This is a genomic window from Modicisalibacter radicis (assembly GCF_900961225.1).
Classification (GTDB): Bacteria; Pseudomonadota; Gammaproteobacteria; order Pseudomonadales; family Halomonadaceae; genus Modicisalibacter.
Map to the genome: position 1 here is coordinate 54,649 of NZ_CAAHFN010000052.1, position 18,362 is coordinate 73,010.

Here is an 18,362-nt window from a genome sequence, read left to right on the forward strand (position 1 = left end):
TTGCAGTCGTTCGCTCCACCCGGGTCACGACACCCGTACGGCGTGGCGCCGCGGCCGCTTGCGCCACAGCAGCCAGAAGGCCGGGGCGCCGATCAGCAGGTGGAAATGGTAGGTGGCGAAGCGCCAGACGATGATCGCGGCGGCGGTGCGGTGGCTGCCGATCAGCGGTGTGAGCAGGGCCGCGACGGTGAGCTCGGTGCTGCCGGCGCCGCCCGGCAGGAAGCTCAGCTGGCCGGCGGCCATGGCGAGCATCTGGATCAGGAAGGTCCAGGCCCAGTCGATCTGCCCCTGCAGCCCGCGCACGGCCAGGTAGAGCACGCTGTAGCGCAGCAGCCAGTGCAGGGCGCAGAGCGAGAACACCGCCAGCAGGGTGAGGCGCGGCAAGCGCAGCGTGGCGATCAGGGCCTGGCGAAAGTGCAGCAGGCGGCGCGCCACGCCGAGGCGTCGCCTGCGCGACAGGCCGAGCCGGGCCAGCCAGCCGCCGGTGAGCCGCAGGGCCGGCTGGAAATGGCGCAGCAGGCCGCCCAGCAGCAGGAAGAGCACCGCCAGGCCGCCGGCTAGTCCGATCAGCCAGGCGATATCGATGCCGGAGGTGCCCCCTAGCAGGTAGAGCGTCACCGCCAGCAGGGCGAGCAGGAAGAACAGCAGGTCGGCGAACTGGTCGACGGCGAAGATGGCGCTGCCCTGGGCAGGCCGCACGCCGCGTCTTGCCAGCAGGCCCAGCAGGACCAGCGGGCCGCCGCTACCGCCCGGCGTGGCGCAGATCGCGAACTCGGTGGCCAGGACCAGGCCCAGGGCGTCGCCGTGGGGGAGCCGGCCGGCGCGACCGGCCAATAGCAAGCGCAGGCGCAGGGCATTGAGGTTCGAGCAGATGAACACCAGAACCAGCATCAGCACCAGCCCTCCGGCGGGGAAATGCCTCAGGGCGCCGAGCGACGACCACCCGCCGAGCGCCAGTGGAATGACCAGCGCACTGATCAGCGCCACGCCGAGCAACAATTGACGTTTCATGGGGCGGGATCTCCCGGCGCCCGGCTGGCCACCCAGTCGCGCTTGGTGATCGGCCGGCGTCCTTCCCGGATCAATGCCACGAGCGTGTTCAGCCAGTAATCGCGCACCCAAGGGTGGCGTATATCCACCGGGTGAATGCCCAGGCGCAGCAGGTCGGCGTGGCGCCCCCGGCGGCGCTGCAGCGCGCAGACGGCCCGCGAGGCGCCGCGTCGCCAGGCGCTGCGTGCGCTCCAGACCAGCCCGGGAGCGTCGAGCGGCAGCCAGTCGGGCAGGCGATACAGTCGCCGGCGGTCGCTGGTGTAGGCGAAACGGCGTTGCACCAGGGCGCGCCGGGTGCCCGGGCTCATCAGCCAGGCCGGGGCGACGAACCCCGGGGTGGGCCAGCTCAGCCGGTCGAACAGTGCCGCGCCGCGGTCCAGGTGCTGTCCCGCCTGGGCCTCGTCGAGGGCCTGGAATTCGCCCTCGCGGGTGTAGACGCGGCGCATCAGCAGCGCTCGCGGGGTGCGCGGCGGCGGGGCGTCGTCGCAGTGATGGTAGCCGTGCAGGGCCAGTTCGTCGCCGCGGGCCAGGCGCGCGTCCATGCGCTCGATGAACGCCGGGTCGGCGCTGCAGGGCCCCCGATGGTGGAAATCGGGGACCACCAGCCAGGTCAGCGGGATCGGGCCGAGCTCCGCGGCCAGGGCGTCGAGGGCGGCGACGAACGGCGCATAGTCGGGCCAGGTCGCCGGCGCGACGTCGTGCAGCACCACGGCCAGCCGGCGCTCAACCATGCCGTTGCCGGGGCGTGGCGGGGTACTCGCCGGTGAGCGCGCGATAGTGGCCGAGCAGGCCGTCGATGGTGGTGCGCCAGGCGTGGTGACGCTCGACGTGACGGCGCGCCCGGCGCCCCTGCAGGGGCGCGTCGTTGGCGAACAGCTCGGCCACCGCCCGGGCCATGTCCTGCGCCGAGTGCGGTTCGCACAGCTGGCCGCAGCCCAGCGGCACGTTCTCGATCAGCGCGCCGGCGCGGGCGGCGACCACCGGGATGCCGCTCGCCATGGCCTCCAGGGCGATCAGGCCGAAGGTCTCCTCGCTGCCGGCATGCAGCAGGGCGTCGCTGCTGGCCAGCCAGTCGGCGATGGTCTCGGCGGGGGTGTAGCGGTCGATGACGGTGACGTTGTCGGGCACCCGGCGGGGCATCCCGGGCCCGATCAGCAGCAGGTGGTAGCCGGCGCCGAGCCGGCGGGCCGTTTCCAGCAGCACCGGCAGGTTCTTTTCCCGCGAGGCGCGCCCAACGAAGATCAGCAGCCGGGTCGCGTCGTCGAGCCCCAGCCGCTCCCGCAGTTCGGGGCGCCGGCGCCCGGGGTTGAAGCGCATCAGGTCAACGCCCAGCGGTTGCACCGCGACGTTGTCCAGCCCCAGCGCGGTGAGTCGCTCGGCCATCACCCGGCTCGGTGCCAGCACGCATTGAAAGCGACGGTAGAGGTCGAACACATAGCGGTTCAGGCGCCGCCGCGACCAGTCCCCCAGGCGCTGGCCGGCCAGCCGCGGCAGGTCGGAGTGATAGAAGCCGAGCACCGGGACGCCCAGCTCGCGCCCCGCGTCGAGCGCCGCCCAGGCGGTCACGTAGGGGTCACCGGCCTCGATGAGATCCGGGAACAGGTCGACCAGCGCGCGCCGCCAGGCACCGCGCTGCAGCGGAAAGCGATAGCCCTGGCCGAACGGCAGGCGCGGCGCGGCCAGCACATGGCACGCCCCGCGATGCTCGGTGCGCGGGCCGGGAATCAGCAGGCTGGCGCGAACCCCGGTAGACTGCGCCAGCAACTGGTGCTTGGCATCGAGATAGGTGCGCACGCCGCCGCTGGACGGGGCGTGGAACATGGTGATGTCGGCGACGTGCAAGGCGACTCCCGGGCGGAACGTTTCGCGTCAGGGTACGGCGCGAATGCGACAGTTCGACGACAGCGTCGTCCCGCCCGGGCCGCGCGGGGCCGGCTTCAGGTGCTTCTAGGCTCCCCTCTATGCCACTTCCCGCAACAGCCAGTCGTGAAAGGCCTGCATGGCCGGCGTCGGAGTGCGTGACTTCAAACGGGTCAGCCAATAACTACCCTTCGAGGTCGTGATGTCGAAGGGTTGCCTGATGGCCCCCGTCGCGATCTGGCGGGAAAACATCAGTGGCGGGCAGAGCGCCACGCCCACACCCTGCAATGCCGCTTCCATCATCGCCAGCGAGGAGTCGAAGACGATGCCTTTCAACAGCGGCGCCGGGGTGGCGATGCCGGCCGCGGCAAACCAGCTGGGCCATTCGTCCTCACGGTAGGAGCGCAGCAGCGGTTGCTGGTAGAGCTCCGCGGGCTCGCGCAATGCGTCGGCGATCCGGGGGATGCACAGTGCCGTGAGCGGCGCCTCGCACAGGTCGAAGGCCTCGAGGCCATGCCAGGCGCCATCGCCGAAGCGGATGGCATAGTCCAGCCCCTCGGCGGCCATGTCGACACGGTTGTTGTGGGTCGACAGGCGTACGTCGACGAAGGGGTGGCGCGCCTGGAAGTCGGCCAGTCGCGGCAGTAGCCAGCCGACCGCGAAGGTGCCCACCGAGCCGAGTGTCAGCACGTCGCGAACCTGGCCAGCCTCCAGGCGCCCGAGAATATCCGCCACCCGATCGAAGGAGTCGCGAAGTACCGGCAGCAGGGCCTCGCCTTCGGCGGTGATCAATAGCCCGCGTGGCAGACGCTTGAAGAGCGTGACGTTGAGTTGCTGCTCGAGTCGCTTTACCTGATGGCTGACCGCCGCCTGGGTGACGTTCAGCTCGATCGCCGCCTGGGTGAAGCTCAGGTGCCGGGCGGCTGCCTCGAAGGCGCGCAAGGCATTGAGTGGTAGATGGGGTCGGACCATGATGGCCTAGCTCAGTTTGGGTCTGCCTAAAAATAACATCGTTTGTTGCTCTTCTTCCGCCGCTTTATTGTCCGCCTGGAGCGGGATTGACCGCCGGGCCGCGACCGAGCGAATGAATTTCGCTAGGGCTTGGGGCATTCCTGCGCCGGAACATCCCAACGGATCTGGATGAGGTTCAACGTGAAAAGACGCATGACACTACGCCGGTCGGGCACCTGGATCGGCACGCTGCTGGCCGGATTGACAATGGCGACGACGCTCATGGCGGCGACGCCGCAGGGCCCCGATACCGACTTCGGCGAACGCCTCGCCGATCTGGAGTCGCGGCTCGACGCGCGCATCGGCGTCGCCGTGCTCGACACGCAAACCGGCCTGCGCTGGGGGTATCGGGCCGATGAGCGCTTCCCCATGAGCAGCACCTTCAAGGTGCTGGCCTGTGGCGCGGTGCTTGCCCGGGTCGATGCCGGGAAGGAGTCGCTCGACCGGCGCCTGCGGTTCGAGGCCGGCGACCTGGTGACCTACTCGCCGGTCACCGAGCATCGCACGGGCGGCGAGGGCATGACACTCGCCGAGCTCTGCGAGGCGACCATCACCACCAGCGACAACACCGCCGGCAATCTCATCCTGGGGACGCTGGGCGGGCCGGCCGGGCTGACCGATTTCATGCGCACCCTCGGCGACGACGCGACGCGGCTGGACCGCTGGGAAACCGCGCTCAACGAAGCGACGCCCGGCGATCCCCGCGACACCACGACGCCCAGGGCAATGACCGACAGCCTGCATGCGCTGCTCCTGGGAGATCGCTTGTCGCCGTCATCCCGCGAGCGGCTGATCGACTGGCTGGTGGCCAACCAGACCGGCGATGCTAAGCTGCGCGCGGGCCTGCCCGAAGGGTGGCGCATCGGCGACAAGACCGGCGGGGGCGGCCATGGCACCAACAACGACGTCGCTATCATCTGGCCCCCGGGCAGGCAGCCGGCGATCGTCAGCGTCTACCTCACCGGCAGTCAGGCCGACTTCGAGGCGCGCAACGCGGCCATCGCCGATGTCGCCCGGGCGCTGACGCCGATGCTGGCGCGGTAGCCGCCGTCCAGCGGCAGCGGCTGTCCAGGCCCTCGGTCGTCGCCGAGCGGCGTCACATGGCCACGACCCGCGCTGGGTGAATGCTGCGACAAGCGGTCGCGCGTCGAAACGGGCCGGCACGGGCCGACGTGGGGTACCATGGCCGGCACCGTTCCGACCCGATGCCGTCCATGTCGTCTCTACGTGCCAGTCAAGCCGCTCCGCCGCGCGCCATCTATCTGGCGCTGCTGGCGATGCTGCTGGTGCTGGTCGGGCCGATCGTCGGCCAGCTTTGCGCCTACGGCGAACCCCATCACACGGCCCACGGGTCGAGGGACGGCCATGCCGTCGGCATGGCTTCGTCCGCCGCGGAGCACCACTCGCCGGCCCGGGACTGGCATACCCAGTGCGGTTACTGCTCGCTGCTGCTGCACGTCCCGGTGCTCGATGGCGTCGTGCCGCGTATCGAGCGTCAGGCGCAGGGCGTGGAGGACGCCCGCGTCGCTGCGGTGCGCGCCGCCCATGGCGCTCCCGCTCTCTTTCCCCATGCCCTGACCCGCGCGCCACCCAGCGCCGTTCTCTGATCGCCCCGAACTCAGGCTCGACCTTGCCGCCACGCATCGTGGCCGGCGCGGCGCGTGCTGAAACCCTTCCTCGATTCGAGAACGCATCATGACCCAACCGACTTCGTCGCCGGCTGGCCGCGCACGACCGCGCACGACACGAGCCGCGAGCGACCTGTATCGCGCCGTCTGGCGCTGGCATTTCTACGCCGGCCTGCTGGTGCTGCCGTTTCTGATCTCCCTGGCGCTGACCGGGGGGCTTTATCTGTTCAAGGACGAGATCGACCAGTGGCTGCATGGCGATCTGATGCGCGTGGAAAGTCGCGCCATGGCCACCCAGCCGGCCCAGAGTCAGCTCGACGCGGCGCTGGCGGCGCAGCCCGGCGAGGCGTTTCGCTACGTGCCGGCGCCGGCCGACGACCGCGCCAGCGAGGTGGACATCCGGGCCGCCGATGGCAGCCGGCACGCCGTGTTCGTCGACCCCTACAGCGCCGAGGTGACCGGCAGCATGGCCTACCGGGGCAGCGTGATGTGGACGATTCGCTATCTGCACAGCCTGACCTACTTCGGCACCGCGGCGACGCTGATCATCGAGATCGCCGCCGGCTGGACGATCCTGCTGGTGTTGACCGGGCTCTACCTGTGGTGGCCGCGCGGGCGGGGCGGCGACGCCCTGAAAGTGCGCGGACGCCCGGCGCAGCGCGTGTTCTGGCGCGACCTGCACGCCGTCACCGGGGTCGGGGTCGGCGGTTTCATCCTGTTCCTGGCGATCACCGGCATGCCCTGGTCGACGGTCTGGGGCAGCCAGATCAATGAATGGGCCAACGGCCACAACTACGGCTATCCCGACGGGGTGCGGGTCAACGTGCCGGTCTCCGAGGCGCGGCTCGCCGAACGCGAGCCGACCAGCTGGTCGCTGGAGCAGGCGCAACTGCCGGTCTCGACCGCCACGCCCGGTGACGATATCGGTCTCGACCGCGCGGTCGCCGAGTTCGAGGCCCTGGGCCTGGCGCCGGGCTACGCGGTCAACCTGCCGGGCGGGCCCGAGGGAGTCTATACCGGCTCGGTCTATCCCGACGAGTTGAGCCGGCAGCGCGTCGTGCACCTCGATCGCTACAGCGGCGAGGCGCTGCTCGACATGAGCTACGCCGATTACGGCCCGCTGGGGCGCGGTCTCGAGTGGGGCATCAACGTCCACCTGGGCCAGCAGTACGGGCTCGCCAATCAGTTGATCCTGGCGCTGGCCTGCGCCGGCATCGTGCTGCTGTGCGTGGCCTCGGCGACGATGTGGTGGAAGCGCCGCCCGGCGGGACGCCTGGGCGTGCCACCGGCGCCGCAGGATTCGCGCCGCCTGCGCGGGGTACTGGCGCTGCTCGCCATCGGCGGGGTGATCTTTCCGCTGGTCGGCGCCTCGCTGGTGGTCATGGCGGTGCTGGACGGCCTGCTGACGCGACGGACCCGCATTCCAGCAGCGGCTTGACGGAAGTCGTGGTCGGCCCTCAGCCGCCGCGCGGTCCGAACAGGATCACCGCGGCGCCGACCAGGCAGATGCCCGCGCCGGCAAGGTCCCAGCGGTCGGGGGCGCGCTGTTCGACCAGCCACAGCCAGAGCAGCGAGCTGACGATGTAAATGCCGCCATAGGCGGCGTAGGCGCGCCCGGCATAATCGCTGTCGACCAGGCTGAGCAGCCAGGCGAACAGCGCCAGGCTGGCCAGCCCCGGGATCAGCCAGGCCGGCGACTTGTCGAGTCGCCACCAGGCCCAGAAGGTGAAGCAGCCGGCGATTTCGGCCAGCGCGGCGGCGAGGTAGAGGGCGAAAGTCGGCATGTGCGATTCCCGATGAGCGAGCCGCCAGCCTAGCAGGGCGGTGCCGCGCTTTCAGCCGTCCAAGCCAGGGCAATGGCAGTTGAACTGGCGAGGGACGACGGGGATAAGCCGAAGAGGAGGTCCGACGCCATGGATGGCGTCGGTAGCGTACAAGGAGGTATTCATAGCGCCTCCTTGCAGGCTTATCGACGGAATCAGCCCCAAGCAACAACGCTATCTGCGTCCAAGCACTTCGCTTATGCGTAGCCGCCGCTGCACTGGTATACTGCGACGCGACCGCTGGGGCGCCGGTGCCGCGCCATTGAGTGTCGATTCGTGCGTTGGCGAGCGGCACGGGGCATCGGAGTCAGCAACCGAATTCATCCCTGCGCGGTGGATGCGTTTTTCGGGGTCGGGTCGTCGTGCGGCGTCGGGCCTCGCGTCATCGAGGCGTGCCGGCTGTTGTCGGAATCCTCGGCCCGGCTCCACCGTTCCAGATTCTTGCAATCGCAGTGACCAGAGAGGTTTACGCCAAGATGCCCAAGACGCCGAAGATCATCTACACGCTTACTGACGAAGCCCCCGCGCTGGCGACCCATTCGCTGCTGCCGATCATCGATGCCTTCACCGATCCCGCCGGCATCGAGGTGGAAACCCGCGACATCTCGCTGGCCGGCCGCATCATTGCGCTGTTTCCCGACTACCTGAGCGAAGAGCAGCGCATCGGCGACCATCTCGCCGAACTCGGCGAACTGGCCAGGACGCCGGAAGCCAATATCATCAAGCTGCCCAACATCAGCGCCTCGACCCCGCAGCTCAAGGCGGCGATCAAGGAGCTGCAGCAGCAGGGCTACAAGCTGCCGGACTATCCGGAAGAGCCCGGCAGCGACGACGAGAAGAGCGTCAAGGCGCGCTACGACAAGGTCAAGGGCAGCGCCGTCAACCCGGTGCTGCGCGAGGGCAACTCCGACCGCCGCGCACCGCAGTCGGTCAAGGGCTACGCGCGCAAGTATCCGCACCGCATGGGCGAATGGTCGAGCGACTCGCAGTCCCACGTCGCGCACATGAGCGAGGGCGACTTCTATGGCAGTGAGCAGTCCGCGGTGCTCGACAGCGCCGGCGAACTCAAGATCGAGCTGCTGCAGAAGGACGGCACCCACACGGTGCTCAAGGACAAGCTCGCGGTGCTCGAGGGCGAGGTGGTCGACGGCGCGACGATGAGCAGCCGCCGGCTGCGGCGCTTCATCGCCAGCGAGATCAAGGACGCCAAGAAGCGCGACGTGCTGTTCTCGCTGCACCTCAAGGCGACCATGATGAAGATCTCGGATCCGATCATGTTCGGCATCGTGGTCAGCGAGTTCTACGATGAAGTGCTGGAAAAGCACGCCGACCTGCTCGACAAGGCCGGCTTCGACCGCAACAACGGCATCGGCGATCTGTATTCGGCCATCCAGTCGCTGCCCAGCGAGAAGCAGGACGAGATCAGATCCGACATCGAGGCGCTCTACAAGCAGCGTCCGCCGCTGGCGATGGTCAACTCCCACAAGGGCATCACCAACCTGCACGTGCCCTCTGATGTGATCATCGACGCCTCGATGCCGGCGATGATCCGCGATTCGGGCAAGATGTGGGGCGCCGACGACGCGCTGCACGACGCCAAGGCGGTGATTCCCGACCGCTGCTACGCCGGCATCTACCAGATCGTGATCGAGGACTGCAAGAAGCACGGCGCCTTCGACCCGACCACCATGGGCAGCGTGCCCAACGTCGGCCTGATGGCGCAGAAGGCCGAGGAGTACGGCTCCCACGACAAGACCTTCCAGATTCCCGCCGACGGTACCGTGCGCGTCACCGACGGCAACGGTCAGGTGCTGTTCGAGCATGAGGTCGAGCGCGAGGACATCTGGCGGATGTGCCAGACCAAGGACGCGCCGATCCAGGACTGGGTCAAGCTGGCGGTCACCCGGGCCCGCGACAGCGGCACACCGGCGGTGTTCTGGCTGGATTCCCAGCGCGCCCACGACGCCCAGCTGATCAATAAGGTCGAGCGCTACCTCAAGGATCACGATACCGACGGCCTGGACATCCGCATCATGACGCCGGAAGACGCCATGCGCTTCTCGCTGGAGCGCATCCGCAAGGGCGAGGACACCATCTCGGTGACCGGCAACGTGCTGCGCGACTACCTGACCGACCTGTTCCCGATCATGGAGCTCGGCACCAGCGCCAAGATGCTCTCCATCGTGCCGCTGATGAACGGCGGCGGGCTGTTCGAGACCGGCGCCGGTGGCAGCGCGCCCAAGCATGTCCAGCAGTTCCTCGAGGAAAACCACCTGCGCTGGGATTCGCTGGGCGAGTTCCTGGCCCTGGCGGCCTCGCTCGAGCACCTCGGCAAGACCTTCGACAACGCCCGCGCCACGGTGCTGGCCAAGAGCCTAGACAAGGCCAACGGCCAGTTCCTCGACAGCGACAAGTCGCCCAAGCGCAAGGCCGGCGAGCTCGACAACCGCGGCAGCCATTTCTATCTGGCGCTGTACTGGGCCGAGGCCCTGGCCGAGCAGGACGACGATGGCGAACTCAAGGCGCTGTTCGCCAAGCTGACCGATGTGCTCAAGGCCCAGGAGCAGACCATCGTCGACGAGCTCAACCAGGTTCAGGGCAAGCCCGTCGACATCCAGGGCTACTTCCACCCGGACTACCAGCGGACCCACGAGGCGATGCGCCCCAGTGCCACCTTGAACAAGGCGCTCGAGGAGATCGTCAAGAACTGAAAGCGAGGCCGGCGTGAAGCCGGTTCGTCGATCGGCCCCAGCAAGCCCCCGCACGGCGGGGGCTTTTCGTATTCATGGCCGGAACTTTATCCCGGGTCGCTCGAGGGGTTATCGTGGCGGTGTCGGTTCAGCCAGTCGCTGACGATGCAAGGATAGCAACCCACGAAAAAGGAGGTCCCATGGCGGACAAGACACTCAGCAAGGCGCAGGCCAAGGACGTGATCAGCCGCGCCGTACATCCCTACCATTGCAAGTTCCACGAGTCGGAAGGCGAGGATTTCGATCGGTTCACGGTCGAGATGGACGACGAGACGGTCGAGTTCGATATGCCCCCGGCGACCCATCAGGACAAGCAGGCGCTGGTCGAACGTCTGGAAATGGTCCGCACGCATCTCGTCGGACATGGTGGCAAGGTCGCCGACTGGACACCTTGATCGCCTACGTTGCCTGTTGCCGTACGCAAGCAAGACGCCAGCTCCGAAGAGCTGGCGTCTTGCGTCGCGGGCCTTTCTCCGATGAGGCGTGGCCCGTGTTGCGTTGCGCTATCGTCGGCCGCTGCGGCCTCAGTGGTAATTCTTGCTGCAGTTGACGATCTGCCTGGCGGTTTCATCGTCGTCGCAGTGATTGGCGATGTCGCCCATCGTGACCACGCCGCTGAAGCGCTTGTCGGTGGCGTTGTTCAACACCACGAGGCGTTGCACGTGCTGTTCCTGCATGTTCTTCAGGGCATCGATCACGTCCTTGTCTTCGTAGGTGTAGAGTACTTCGTGCGTGGCGATCGAACTCGCCTTGTGATCGGGCCCCTTGTCGCCGCCCATGCCGCGTGCCGCAACGTCGCGGTCGGTCAGTGTGCCGACGATCCGGTCGCCGTCGACCAGTGGCTCGAACCCGCTGTTGGTGTCGCGCATCCGCAACGCGACCTCGCGGATGGTGGCATCGGCGTTCAGGTAATCCGTGCGCTGGGTCATGACGTCTCTGACTTGCATGCTCAATCTCCTTATCCGTTGAAATGCGACCTTGGCCTCATGCAAAGCGCGGCACTTCCGAGTGCCACACTGTTAGGGATAGCTGGCGTGCGGGACGAATTCAAACGCTACCGCCAAGGGTTTGGTTAGCGCCTGTAAGTGCCGTCGTGGCGGGCCTGGCTGGGCTTACCCGCGGCCCTGTCGGTCCTTGGTATGGCCGGCGCCGTAGCGCTTGGCGAAGGGCGCCGCGGTGACGCCGTGGGCGACGACCGAGGCAAAGACCACCAGGCTGCCGACCACCCAGGGTGTCTCGCTGCCGGTGCGCCCGGTGGCCATCGCCGCGTAGAACAGCGCCGACACGCCGATCGGCCCGAACCAGCCCATCACCCAGGCGATGTCGCGGCCACGGACAGGCGGCAGCCAGCGGTGCAGGGCGAGCACCACCGGCAGGCGGCGCAGCAGCAGGATCAGCAGGGCCAGCGCCACGCCGCCCCAGCCGAGCGTCGCCCACTTTTCCCACGGGGCGAGCAGCCCGAACAGCACGAACACCGGCAGGGTGAAGAACAGGTTGACGGCTTCCTGGACGTTGTCGGCCTCGCCGCGCTCCTTGCCGCCCACCACCTGGTCGAAGGCGATGCCGGCGGCGAACACGGCGAGAATGCTGTCGGTGCCGAGAAGCTTGCCGACGCCCAGCACCAGGAGCGTCAGCGCCAGTGACAGGGCGAGAAACGAGGGCTGATCGAGCCAGCCCTTGCGGTCCGACCACTCGAGCGCTCGGCCGCTTGCCCAGCCGATCAGGGCGCCGACCAGCACGCTGCCGCAGACCTCCCACAACCAGGTCCTGACGACCCAGTCGAGCCAGGCCGTCTCCGGCGGGTGCGCCATCAGCAGTATCGGCAGCAATACCAGCGGGTAGGCGAGGCCGTCGTTGGCGCCCGACTCGGCGGACAGCAGGTGGCGGAAATCGCCCGGCAGGTTTTCCTTGGCGACCCCGCCGGTGACGATCGACGAGGCGATCACCGGGTCGGTGGCGCAGACACTGGCGCCCACCAGCAGCGCCATGAGCAGTGGCAGGCCCAGCGTCCAGGCGCTGAGCAGGCTGCTGATCAAGAACATCGCCGGCATGCCGATGGCCAGCAGCACTGCCAGGGGCCGCCATTGCCGAAAGATGAAGCGGGCGGGCAGGCGCAGCGCAATGCCCATCAGGCTGATGCCCAGCGTCAGCCGCGCGGTCTCTTCGACCAGATGGTGAGGGTTGCCCCACCGTGTCGGGTCGAGCAGCGCGAAGCCCTGCGGGCCGAGCGCCACGCCCAGGCAGAAGGCCAGCAGCGGCAGCGACAGCACGGAGCGGTCGACCGGCCTCGACAGCAGGCCGAGGATCAGGATCAGGCCGCCTACTGCGGCCAGCGTCAGGTTGATATCCTTCATAGGCCCTCCCTGGCTTATGATGACGACGACGCCCGACCCTGGCATCGTGGATGGCCGGGGCCGGGCGATGTAACGCACGCGCTGCAAAAGCATAGTAAAGCGGTGCGCTGCGCGTCGAAGAGCGGTCTTGCAGCGGCCAGCCGAGGTGACATGAGCGACGACGACAAGGCGGTACGGCGTACCGGGCTGGGCATGATGCTGCTGTTCTGGGCGATCGTGCTGGGCCTGGCGGTGTGGTGGTTTCAGGGACTGCTCGAGGAGCGGCGCAATCCCAATGCCGGACTGGCGACCTCGACGGCATCCGGCGATGCGCAGCCGGTGACCCTCGAACGCAACGCCGGCGGCCATTTTGTCGCCACCGGGCGGATCAACGGTGAACCGGTCGAGTTCCTGCTCGACACCGGCGCCAGCCTGGTCTCGGTGCCGGCCTCGCTGGCCGAGCGGCTGGGCCTCGAGCGGGGCGCGAGCGCGACCTTCGAGACCGCCAACGGCCAGGCCCGCGGCTACCTGACCACCCTCGACGAGATCGCCCTGGGAAGCTTGCGCGCCAGCGACGTGCGCGGCTCGATCAATCCCGGCATCGGCGGCGACACGGCGCTGCTGGGCATGAGCTTCCTCAACCGCTTCGATATTCGCATACAGGGCTCGCGGATGATCCTGAGCCCGCCGCAAACCAACGAATCGTGAGTGGGCACGACGCAACGCTCACTGAAGGAGGATGTCATGCGCCAATGGATGGGAATCGTGTTGCTGGGCGGCCTGCTGGCGGGCTGCCAGGGGCTGATGCCCGGGAGTGATGGCGAACCCCCCGAGGTCGTCGACCGAACCGATCAGGCGCCGGGTTCGGCGGTGGTCGAACGCCAGGTGGCCTTCCCGGCCGATACCTACGCCAAGCTGGAAAAGCGCGGCAGCGCCACCATCAAGGGCCGCCTGCGCTACACCACGCGACAGGGGCGGACCATCGTCGGTGCCGACGAGAAGGTCTCGATCGCCCCGGCGACCGAGTATTCCGCCGAAGCCGCCGATGTGGCGCTGGCCGGCAAGCGCATCGAGCCTGCCGACCCGCGTGCCCGGGAGTACACCCACTACGCGCGGACCGATGGCAATGGCTACTTCGTGGCCCATGGCATCCCGGCGGGGGTGTTCTATGTTGCCGGCAGCGTGCGACTACCCGACGGCCAGTCGCGCAGTCCGCTGATCCTCAAGCAGGTCAGGGTCGGCGCGGGGCAGACCCGCGAGGTGGACCTGAGCCGCTAGCCGCCCGATGGTCGCCGCCCTCAGTCGCGCGGGTCGTGGTGGGCTTGCTGGTCATGATCGTCGTGTGGCTGGCGGTAGTGGCCGGGAATCGTCACGCGCTCGCCGTTGGGCAGGTCGCGCACATGGGTGGGCACGTAGACGCGGGTGATGACGCTTCTGCGCTGAGTCATAATCCGAGTGTCCTGGTCAAGTATTGTGTTGGCAGTGTTTACGCTACGCCTCGACTCGACGAGAATCAATCTCGATGCGCCCGCATGACGGCAAAGCCGCCATGCGGGCGCATTGGCCTGGCCGGGCTGGACCGGCGTCGCTTCAGGTGCTGGTCTGCGGCTCCAGCGCCACCTTGATCCAGCCCTCCTCGCGGCGGTCGAAGGCTTCGAAGGCACTCAGCGTGTCGGGCCATGTCCAGGCGGTCCCGGTGGCCGTCGATGGCGAATACCCGGCCGGCGCCGAACAGGAAGGCGCTGGCGATCGCGGACAGCCCGACCGGGCCGCAGCCGAAGACCGCCACGCTGTCGCCGTCGCTGATCGCGTCGGGCAGTTTGACCAGCCCGTCGTTGGCGAACGGACACTCTTGAGCGTAGAAAGCCTGCGCGGGAACCCCCACAAGAAAGTCGTTAGTGACTGTAAACGCACCGGACGAGGTCGCCCATGGCGGACGCGAAGGCTAGCCACGGGGCGGCAGGGTGGGGCGGCTCATCAGGATCACTTCGCCGGCGTCGTCGCGCAGCAGCTCGCTGAAACCCAGCGAGCGATAGAGCGCATGCGCGACATGATTGTCGGCGTAGACGTTGAGGGTCAGCCGGCGCGCGGCGAAGTCGTCGCACGCCGTGGCGATCAGGGCCTCGCAGAGCCGGCGACCCAGCCCCCGGCCGCGATGGCCGGGCGCGACGATCAGCCGGGCCATGTGCACCACCCGGTGATCCCCGGCCAGCAGCTGGCCGAAGCCGACGGGGACCGTATCGGCGAGCAGTGCGAAGGCGTTGTCGGGCGAGGCGGCCATCTCCAGCCAGGCGCCATTGGGCGTAGCGGGAAACGACACGTTGGGCCCCGCCCAGCGCCGGCAGGCTTCGGCATCGGGGACCCAGCCCAGCACCCTGCCCAGGTCATCGACCCGGGCGGGGCGCAGTGTGGTCAACGGGGCGCAGGGCATGGGGGAGACTCCAGCATGGCTGTCGGGGACCCGCTCGGTACCGCTGCCGGCGAAGGGGTATGATGGGCGCTTGGCATCGGTCACGGTTGGTGGCCATGGTAACCTTTCGACGTCCGAGTTCGTCATGACACCCTTCAAGTCCCGTGCCCTGGAATATCTGGAGGCCATCGTTCGTCACGGCTCGCTGCGCCGTCGGTGAAGGGTTCATCGCGGCCCCCTGCAGAACCTCCCACGACGTATCCTGGCTGATTACCTGGCTCCCGCACACCCTTGGCTGACTGCATCTTGGAAATGAACCGCTTGAAAGTGACCGATTCGACCAACCGGCCCATCGCCGATATCGCCGAGCCTCAGTGGCATGCCATCGCGGCGATTCCCATCGCCGACGCGGGCGGGCCTCTGCACCCGCTTGGCCTGGCTGGGCCGGTATTGCGTTCCCACCCCATCTACCACGTGCTTGGCGTCCCCGGGGCGATTCCCGAATGCCTGGTGCGCGAGGAAGTCTACCGGCGGCTGCTCGAGGTGGCCCGGCGCCTGCCGGAGGGGCTGGGTCTGGTGGTGCTCGATGCCTGGCGGCCCTACGCCGTGCAGCGTCATCTCTACGACACCCTGCTGGGCATGATGGAAGCCCGCTACGCGGATCTCGACGAATCGGATCTTCGGGCCATGGCCCGGGCCTTCGTTTCGCCGCCCAGCGATCGAGAGGCGTGTCCCAGCCCTCACCTCACCGGCGGGGCGGTGGACGTGGCGCTGTGCGACGCCGATGGGATCCTGCTGGACATGGGGTCTGCTTTCGACGAGGCGCGGGCGGCATCGCATACCGTGCATTTCGAGCACCACGCCGTTGACGCCGACACGCGCCTTTATCGTGATCGTCGGCGGATTCTCTATCACGCCATGGTTGATGCCGGCTTCGCCAACCTGCCCAGCGAGTGGTGGCACTACAGCTACGGCGACCAGATGTGGGCCTGGTATCGCGGCCAGCCGCATGCGCTGTTCGGCCCCAGCGGCCCCGACACGCTGGAGGCCCGCTGGCGGCGGTCGCTGGGGCGGGATGCCTGAGGCGGTGGCGCCGGTATCAGGTCTGCTCCTGTAGGGCCTGATAGCGAGCGCGAGCGGCCACGATGGTGCGGTGATGCGTATCCGCCCAGGCCACAAGCTGCTGCATCGGCTCGAGAAAGGAACGCCCCAGCGGGGTCAGGGTATATTCCACGCGCGGCGGGACCTCGGGGTAGAGCGTACGGGTGATGAAGCCATCCTGCTCCAGCTGCTTGAGCGTGCGGGAGAGCATCTGCTTCGAGATATCACCGATCTCGCGCATCAGGGCATTGAAGCGCAGGGTGCCGGGGGCCAGCGTCTCCAGAATCAGCAGGCTCCACTGGTCGCCGATCCGGTCGAGTACGTCGCGAATCGGGCAGGGCTGTTCGAACACCATCTCTTCATCGTCGGGGATCGTTGCCATTATTTCTCCCTGAAGGATCGTTCAATGGTCACGTTGTCGTGACCATGTCAGCTGAAGGTGACTTCTTGTGGCGTCATGAAAACCGCTTTAAGTTCGTCCTACGGTCTGTCTTTTAGACCATGTATCAAACATGAACTCAAGGAGGTTTCTCATGGCAAACGTTGCGCTTATCGGGGCGTCGGGCGATGCGGGCTCGCGTATTCTCGCCGAACTGTCCGATCGGGGACATCAAGTGACCGCCATTGCGCGCAATGCGGACAGGATCGCCTCATTGCCCGGCGTGACGCCGAGGCAGGGCGACGCCAACGACCGGCAGGGGCTGGGGGCGCTGCTCGAGGGGCATGACGCGGTCATCAGTGCCGTGCCCTTTACGGCCAGCGATGTAAGAACGCTCGTGGGGGCGGTGCGTGACGCCGGGGTGACACGCTACCTGGTCGTCGGTGGGGCAGGCAGTCTCGAGGTGGCGCCCGGCGAGAAGGTCATCGACCAGCCGGGTTTCCCCGAGGCCTACAAGCCCGAAGCGAGTGCCGGCGGCGAGTTTCTGGACTTTCTGCGCGGCGTCGCTGATCTCGACTGGACGTTCCTGTCGCCTTCGGCGGAGTTCGTGCCCGGCGCGCGAACCGGAACGTTTCGCCTCGGGCAGGATACGCTGCTGACCCATGAGGGGGGCTCCAGCATCTCCTTCGAAGATTACGCCGTGGCAATGGTGGATGAGCTCGAGACGCCCAGGCACGTGCGTCAACGCTTTACCGTCGGCTATTGACCGAACCAGCCGCTACTGCATCCGTCATCGTGCCGCACTGGTGATCGGCGCCTCCCACGGGTTCGCGCCCGTCAGCCGGGACACTGAAGCCCCGCTCCATGCATGAATGAATGCACGGAGCGGGCAGGGAGGAGGGCCTACTTCGGCGGCTCGACATGGCCGCCGAAGCCGAAGCGCATCGCCGAGAGCAGCCGGTCGGCGTAGGTGTTTTCCTGGCGCGAGCGAAAGCGCGAGAACAGCGCATTGGCGAGCACCGGGGTGGGTACGCCCTGTTCGACCGCGGCGTCGATGGTCCAGCGCCCTTCGCCGCTGTCGGCGACCGCGCCGGTGAAGTTGTCGAGCCGGTCATCGCCGGCCAGCGCCTGGGCGGTCAGGTCGAGCAGCCAGGAAGAGACCACACTGCCGCGCCGCCAGACCTCGGCGATGTCGGCCAGGTCGAGATCGAAGCGCTCCTCCTCGGGAAGATCCGGCGACGACTTGGTCTTCATGATGTCGAAGCCTTCGGCATAGGCCTGCATCAGGCCGTACTCGATGCCGTTGTGGACCATCTTGACGAAGTGTCCCGCGCCTACCGGGCCGGCATGGATATAGCCGCGTTCGGCGCGATCGTCGGGCGCGTGGCGGCCCTGGGTGCGCTCGATGGTGCCGTAGCCCGGGGCCAGGCTGTCGAACAGCGCATCGAGGCGTTCGAAGATCGCACGCTCGGCGCCGACCATCATGCAGTAGCCGCGCTCGAGCCCCCACACGCCGCCGGAGGTGCCGACATCGACGTAGTGAATGCCTTGTTCCCTGAGGGTACGGGCACGGCGGATGTCGTCCTTGTAGAAGCTGTTGCCGCCGTCGATGATCACATCGTCCGCGTCCATCACCTCGCCAAGCGCCATGATCGTCGCCTCGGTCGCTTCGCCGGCCGGCAGCATCACCCACACCGCGCGCGGCTTGGCCAGGTTGGCGACCAGCTCGGTCAGGCTCTTGGCGCCGCTAGCGCCATCCCGGGTCAGGGCGTCGACCGCCTCACTGTTCTGGTCGTAGGCGACGATCTCGTGGCCCTTGCCCATCAGGCGACGGGCGATATTGCCGCCCATGCGGCCGAGTCCGATGATGCCGAGTTGCATGCTGTGATCCTTTGCTGATTCGTGGCGCTTTCGTGGCACTAAGGCTAGCGTCGGCCGGTGGCTTTGACCATGACCGACGCCCGCGCAATAAAATGGGCCATGCGTCGGCATGGCCCATTCTGTCGTCGATAGAGGG

General features: G+C 67.8%; 20 protein-coding genes. 9 read left to right on the forward strand and 11 right to left on the reverse strand.

Going from position 1 to position 18,362, the window contains the following annotated elements; all coding sequences use genetic code 11:
- Positions 1–24 precede the first annotated feature (24 nt).
- The 4 genes from HR9077_RS05120 to HR9077_RS05135 all read right to left on the reverse strand — a co-directional run bounded on the left by HR9077_RS05120 (position 25) and on the right by HR9077_RS05135 (position 3,882).
- On the reverse strand, positions 25–1,011 hold the full coding sequence (locus tag HR9077_RS05120; RefSeq protein WP_136065806.1) for a flippase-like domain-containing protein: 987 nt from the start codon (positions 1,009–1,011) through the stop codon (positions 25–27).
- Entirely contained in the window at positions 1,008–1,781 is a 774-nt protein-coding gene (locus HR9077_RS05125) for a DUF2334 domain-containing protein (protein WP_136065808.1), read from the reverse strand. Before HR9077_RS05125 ends, HR9077_RS05120 begins: the two co-directional genes overlap by 4 nt.
- Entirely contained in the window at positions 1,774–2,892 is a 1,119-nt protein-coding gene (locus HR9077_RS05130) for a glycosyltransferase (protein ID WP_136065810.1), read from the reverse strand. Before HR9077_RS05130 ends, HR9077_RS05125 begins: the two co-directional genes overlap by 8 nt.
- 117 nt (positions 2,893–3,009) lie before the next feature.
- A complete protein-coding gene (locus HR9077_RS05135) occupies positions 3,010–3,882 on the reverse strand; it encodes a LysR family transcriptional regulator (protein WP_136065812.1) in 873 nt (290 codons plus the stop codon).
- 192 nt (positions 3,883–4,074) lie between these two features.
- Between HR9077_RS05135 and bla the strand changes: the two genes are divergently transcribed.
- The 3 genes from bla to HR9077_RS05150 all read left to right on the forward strand — a co-directional run bounded on the left by bla (position 4,075) and on the right by HR9077_RS05150 (position 6,987).
- Positions 4,075–4,965, forward strand: coding sequence for a class A beta-lactamase (bla, locus tag HR9077_RS05140; RefSeq protein WP_244613052.1), 891 nt, complete (start codon positions 4,075–4,077; stop codon positions 4,963–4,965).
- 170 nt (positions 4,966–5,135) lie between these two features.
- Complete coding sequence (locus HR9077_RS05145; RefSeq protein WP_168380891.1) at positions 5,136–5,528, forward strand: DUF2946 family protein; 393 nt, start codon at positions 5,136–5,138, stop codon at positions 5,526–5,528.
- A gap of 88 nt (positions 5,529–5,616) precedes the next feature.
- Positions 5,617–6,987 (forward strand): PepSY-associated TM helix domain-containing protein, encoded by a 1,371-nt coding sequence (locus HR9077_RS05150; protein ID WP_136065818.1) that lies wholly within the window; start codon positions 5,617–5,619, stop codon positions 6,985–6,987.
- 19 nt (positions 6,988–7,006) lie between these two features.
- On the opposite strand, the gene HR9077_RS05155 is transcribed toward HR9077_RS05150, so the two are convergent.
- Complete coding sequence (locus HR9077_RS05155) at positions 7,007–7,333, reverse strand: YnfA family protein (RefSeq protein ID WP_136065820.1); 327 nt, start codon at positions 7,331–7,333, stop codon at positions 7,007–7,009.
- Between the two features lie 515 nt (positions 7,334–7,848).
- Here HR9077_RS05155 and HR9077_RS05160 point away from each other — a divergent pair.
- Together HR9077_RS05160 and HR9077_RS05165 are read left to right on the forward strand one after the other, a co-directional pair.
- Complete coding sequence (locus HR9077_RS05160) at positions 7,849–10,083, forward strand: NADP-dependent isocitrate dehydrogenase (protein WP_136065822.1); 2,235 nt, start codon at positions 7,849–7,851, stop codon at positions 10,081–10,083.
- Positions 10,084–10,262: 179 nt separating this feature from the next.
- A complete protein-coding gene (locus HR9077_RS05165; RefSeq protein ID WP_136065824.1) occupies positions 10,263–10,517 on the forward strand; it encodes a hypothetical protein in 255 nt (84 codons plus the stop codon).
- 129 nt (positions 10,518–10,646) lie between these two features.
- Here the strand turns inward: HR9077_RS05165 and HR9077_RS05170 are convergent, their stop codons facing one another.
- Together HR9077_RS05170 and HR9077_RS05175 are read right to left on the reverse strand one after the other, a co-directional pair.
- Positions 10,647–11,069 (reverse strand): CBS domain-containing protein, encoded by a 423-nt coding sequence (locus tag HR9077_RS05170; RefSeq protein WP_136065826.1) that lies wholly within the window; start codon positions 11,067–11,069, stop codon positions 10,647–10,649.
- A 165-nt stretch (positions 11,070–11,234) separates the two neighbouring features.
- Positions 11,235–12,476: a cation:proton antiporter domain-containing protein gene (locus HR9077_RS05175; protein WP_136065828.1), complete on the reverse strand. Its 1,242-nt coding sequence runs from the start codon at positions 12,474–12,476 to the stop codon at positions 11,235–11,237.
- A 150-nt stretch (positions 12,477–12,626) separates the two neighbouring features.
- On the opposite strand from HR9077_RS05175, the gene HR9077_RS05180 reads away from it, so the two are divergent.
- Positions 12,627–13,163, forward strand: a complete 537-nt coding sequence (locus HR9077_RS05180; protein WP_136065830.1) for a retropepsin-like aspartic protease family protein — start codon at positions 12,627–12,629, stop codon at positions 13,161–13,163.
- A gap of 36 nt (positions 13,164–13,199) precedes the next feature.
- Positions 13,200–13,733, forward strand: a complete 534-nt coding sequence (locus tag HR9077_RS05185) for a carboxypeptidase regulatory-like domain-containing protein (RefSeq protein ID WP_136065832.1) — start codon at positions 13,200–13,202, stop codon at positions 13,731–13,733.
- A gap of 20 nt (positions 13,734–13,753) precedes the next feature.
- On the opposite strand, the gene HR9077_RS21860 is transcribed toward HR9077_RS05185, so the two are convergent.
- Both HR9077_RS21860 and HR9077_RS05195 read right to left on the reverse strand, forming a co-directional pair.
- Positions 13,754–13,903, reverse strand: a complete 150-nt coding sequence (locus tag HR9077_RS21860; RefSeq protein WP_168380892.1) for a hypothetical protein — start codon at positions 13,901–13,903, stop codon at positions 13,754–13,756.
- 497 nt (positions 13,904–14,400) lie between these two features.
- On the reverse strand, positions 14,401–14,970 hold the full coding sequence (locus HR9077_RS05195; protein WP_168380893.1) for a GNAT family N-acetyltransferase: 570 nt from the start codon (positions 14,968–14,970) through the stop codon (positions 14,401–14,403).
- Positions 14,971–15,177: 207 nt separating this feature from the next.
- Between HR9077_RS05195 and HR9077_RS05200 the strand changes: the two genes are divergently transcribed.
- A complete protein-coding gene (locus tag HR9077_RS05200) occupies positions 15,178–15,948 on the forward strand; it encodes a M15 family metallopeptidase (protein WP_136065837.1) in 771 nt (256 codons plus the stop codon).
- A gap of 16 nt (positions 15,949–15,964) precedes the next feature.
- On the opposite strand, the gene HR9077_RS05205 is transcribed toward HR9077_RS05200, so the two are convergent.
- Positions 15,965–16,348: a winged helix-turn-helix transcriptional regulator gene (locus HR9077_RS05205; RefSeq protein WP_136065839.1), complete on the reverse strand. Its 384-nt coding sequence runs from the start codon at positions 16,346–16,348 to the stop codon at positions 15,965–15,967.
- A gap of 151 nt (positions 16,349–16,499) precedes the next feature.
- Here HR9077_RS05205 and HR9077_RS05210 point away from each other — a divergent pair, with 151 nt between their 5' ends.
- Positions 16,500–17,111, forward strand: a complete 612-nt coding sequence (locus tag HR9077_RS05210; protein WP_136065841.1) for an NAD(P)-dependent oxidoreductase — start codon at positions 16,500–16,502, stop codon at positions 17,109–17,111.
- 137 nt (positions 17,112–17,248) lie between these two features.
- Here HR9077_RS05210 and gnd read toward each other — a convergent pair whose 3' ends face one another.
- A complete protein-coding gene (gene gnd, locus HR9077_RS05215) occupies positions 17,249–18,337 on the reverse strand; it encodes a phosphogluconate dehydrogenase (NAD(+)-dependent, decarboxylating) (RefSeq protein ID WP_136065843.1) in 1,089 nt (362 codons plus the stop codon).
- Positions 18,338–18,362 lie beyond the last annotated feature (25 nt).

Coding starts and splice junctions, on each gene's coding strand:
- HR9077_RS05120 (WP_136065806.1), bottom strand. CDS start 1,011: ATGAAACGTCAATTGTTGCTCGGCGTGGCGCTGATCAGTGCGCTGGTC.
- HR9077_RS05125 (WP_136065808.1), bottom strand. CDS start 1,781: ATGGTTGAGCGCCGGCTGGCCGTGGTGCTGCACGACGTCGCGCCGGCG.
- HR9077_RS05135 (WP_136065812.1), bottom strand. CDS start 3,882: ATGGTCCGACCCCATCTACCACTCAATGCCTTGCGCGCCTTCGAGGCA.
- bla (WP_244613052.1), top strand. CDS start 4,075: ATGACACTACGCCGGTCGGGCACCTGGATCGGCACGCTGCTGGCCGGA.
- HR9077_RS05145 (WP_168380891.1), top strand. CDS start 5,136: ATGTCGTCTCTACGTGCCAGTCAAGCCGCTCCGCCGCGCGCCATCTAT.
- HR9077_RS05150 (WP_136065818.1), top strand. CDS start 5,617: ATGACCCAACCGACTTCGTCGCCGGCTGGCCGCGCACGACCGCGCACG.
- HR9077_RS05155 (WP_136065820.1), bottom strand. CDS start 7,333: ATGCCGACTTTCGCCCTCTACCTCGCCGCCGCGCTGGCCGAAATCGCC.
- HR9077_RS05160 (WP_136065822.1), top strand. CDS start 7,849: ATGCCCAAGACGCCGAAGATCATCTACACGCTTACTGACGAAGCCCCC.
- HR9077_RS05165 (WP_136065824.1), top strand. CDS start 10,263: ATGGCGGACAAGACACTCAGCAAGGCGCAGGCCAAGGACGTGATCAGC.
- HR9077_RS05170 (WP_136065826.1), bottom strand. CDS start 11,069: ATGCAAGTCAGAGACGTCATGACCCAGCGCACGGATTACCTGAACGCC.
- HR9077_RS05175 (WP_136065828.1), bottom strand. CDS start 12,476: ATGAAGGATATCAACCTGACGCTGGCCGCAGTAGGCGGCCTGATCCTG.
- HR9077_RS05180 (WP_136065830.1), top strand. CDS start 12,627: ATGAGCGACGACGACAAGGCGGTACGGCGTACCGGGCTGGGCATGATG.
- HR9077_RS05185 (WP_136065832.1), top strand. CDS start 13,200: ATGCGCCAATGGATGGGAATCGTGTTGCTGGGCGGCCTGCTGGCGGGC.
- HR9077_RS21860 (WP_168380892.1), bottom strand. CDS start 13,903: ATGACTCAGCGCAGAAGCGTCATCACCCGCGTCTACGTGCCCACCCAT.
- HR9077_RS05200 (WP_136065837.1), top strand. CDS start 15,178: ATGAACCGCTTGAAAGTGACCGATTCGACCAACCGGCCCATCGCCGAT.
- HR9077_RS05205 (WP_136065839.1), bottom strand. CDS start 16,348: ATGGCAACGATCCCCGACGATGAAGAGATGGTGTTCGAACAGCCCTGC.
- HR9077_RS05210 (WP_136065841.1), top strand. CDS start 16,500: ATGGCAAACGTTGCGCTTATCGGGGCGTCGGGCGATGCGGGCTCGCGT.
- gnd (WP_136065843.1), bottom strand. CDS start 18,337: ATGCCGACGCATGGCCCATTTTATTGCGCGGGCGTCGGTCATGGTCAA.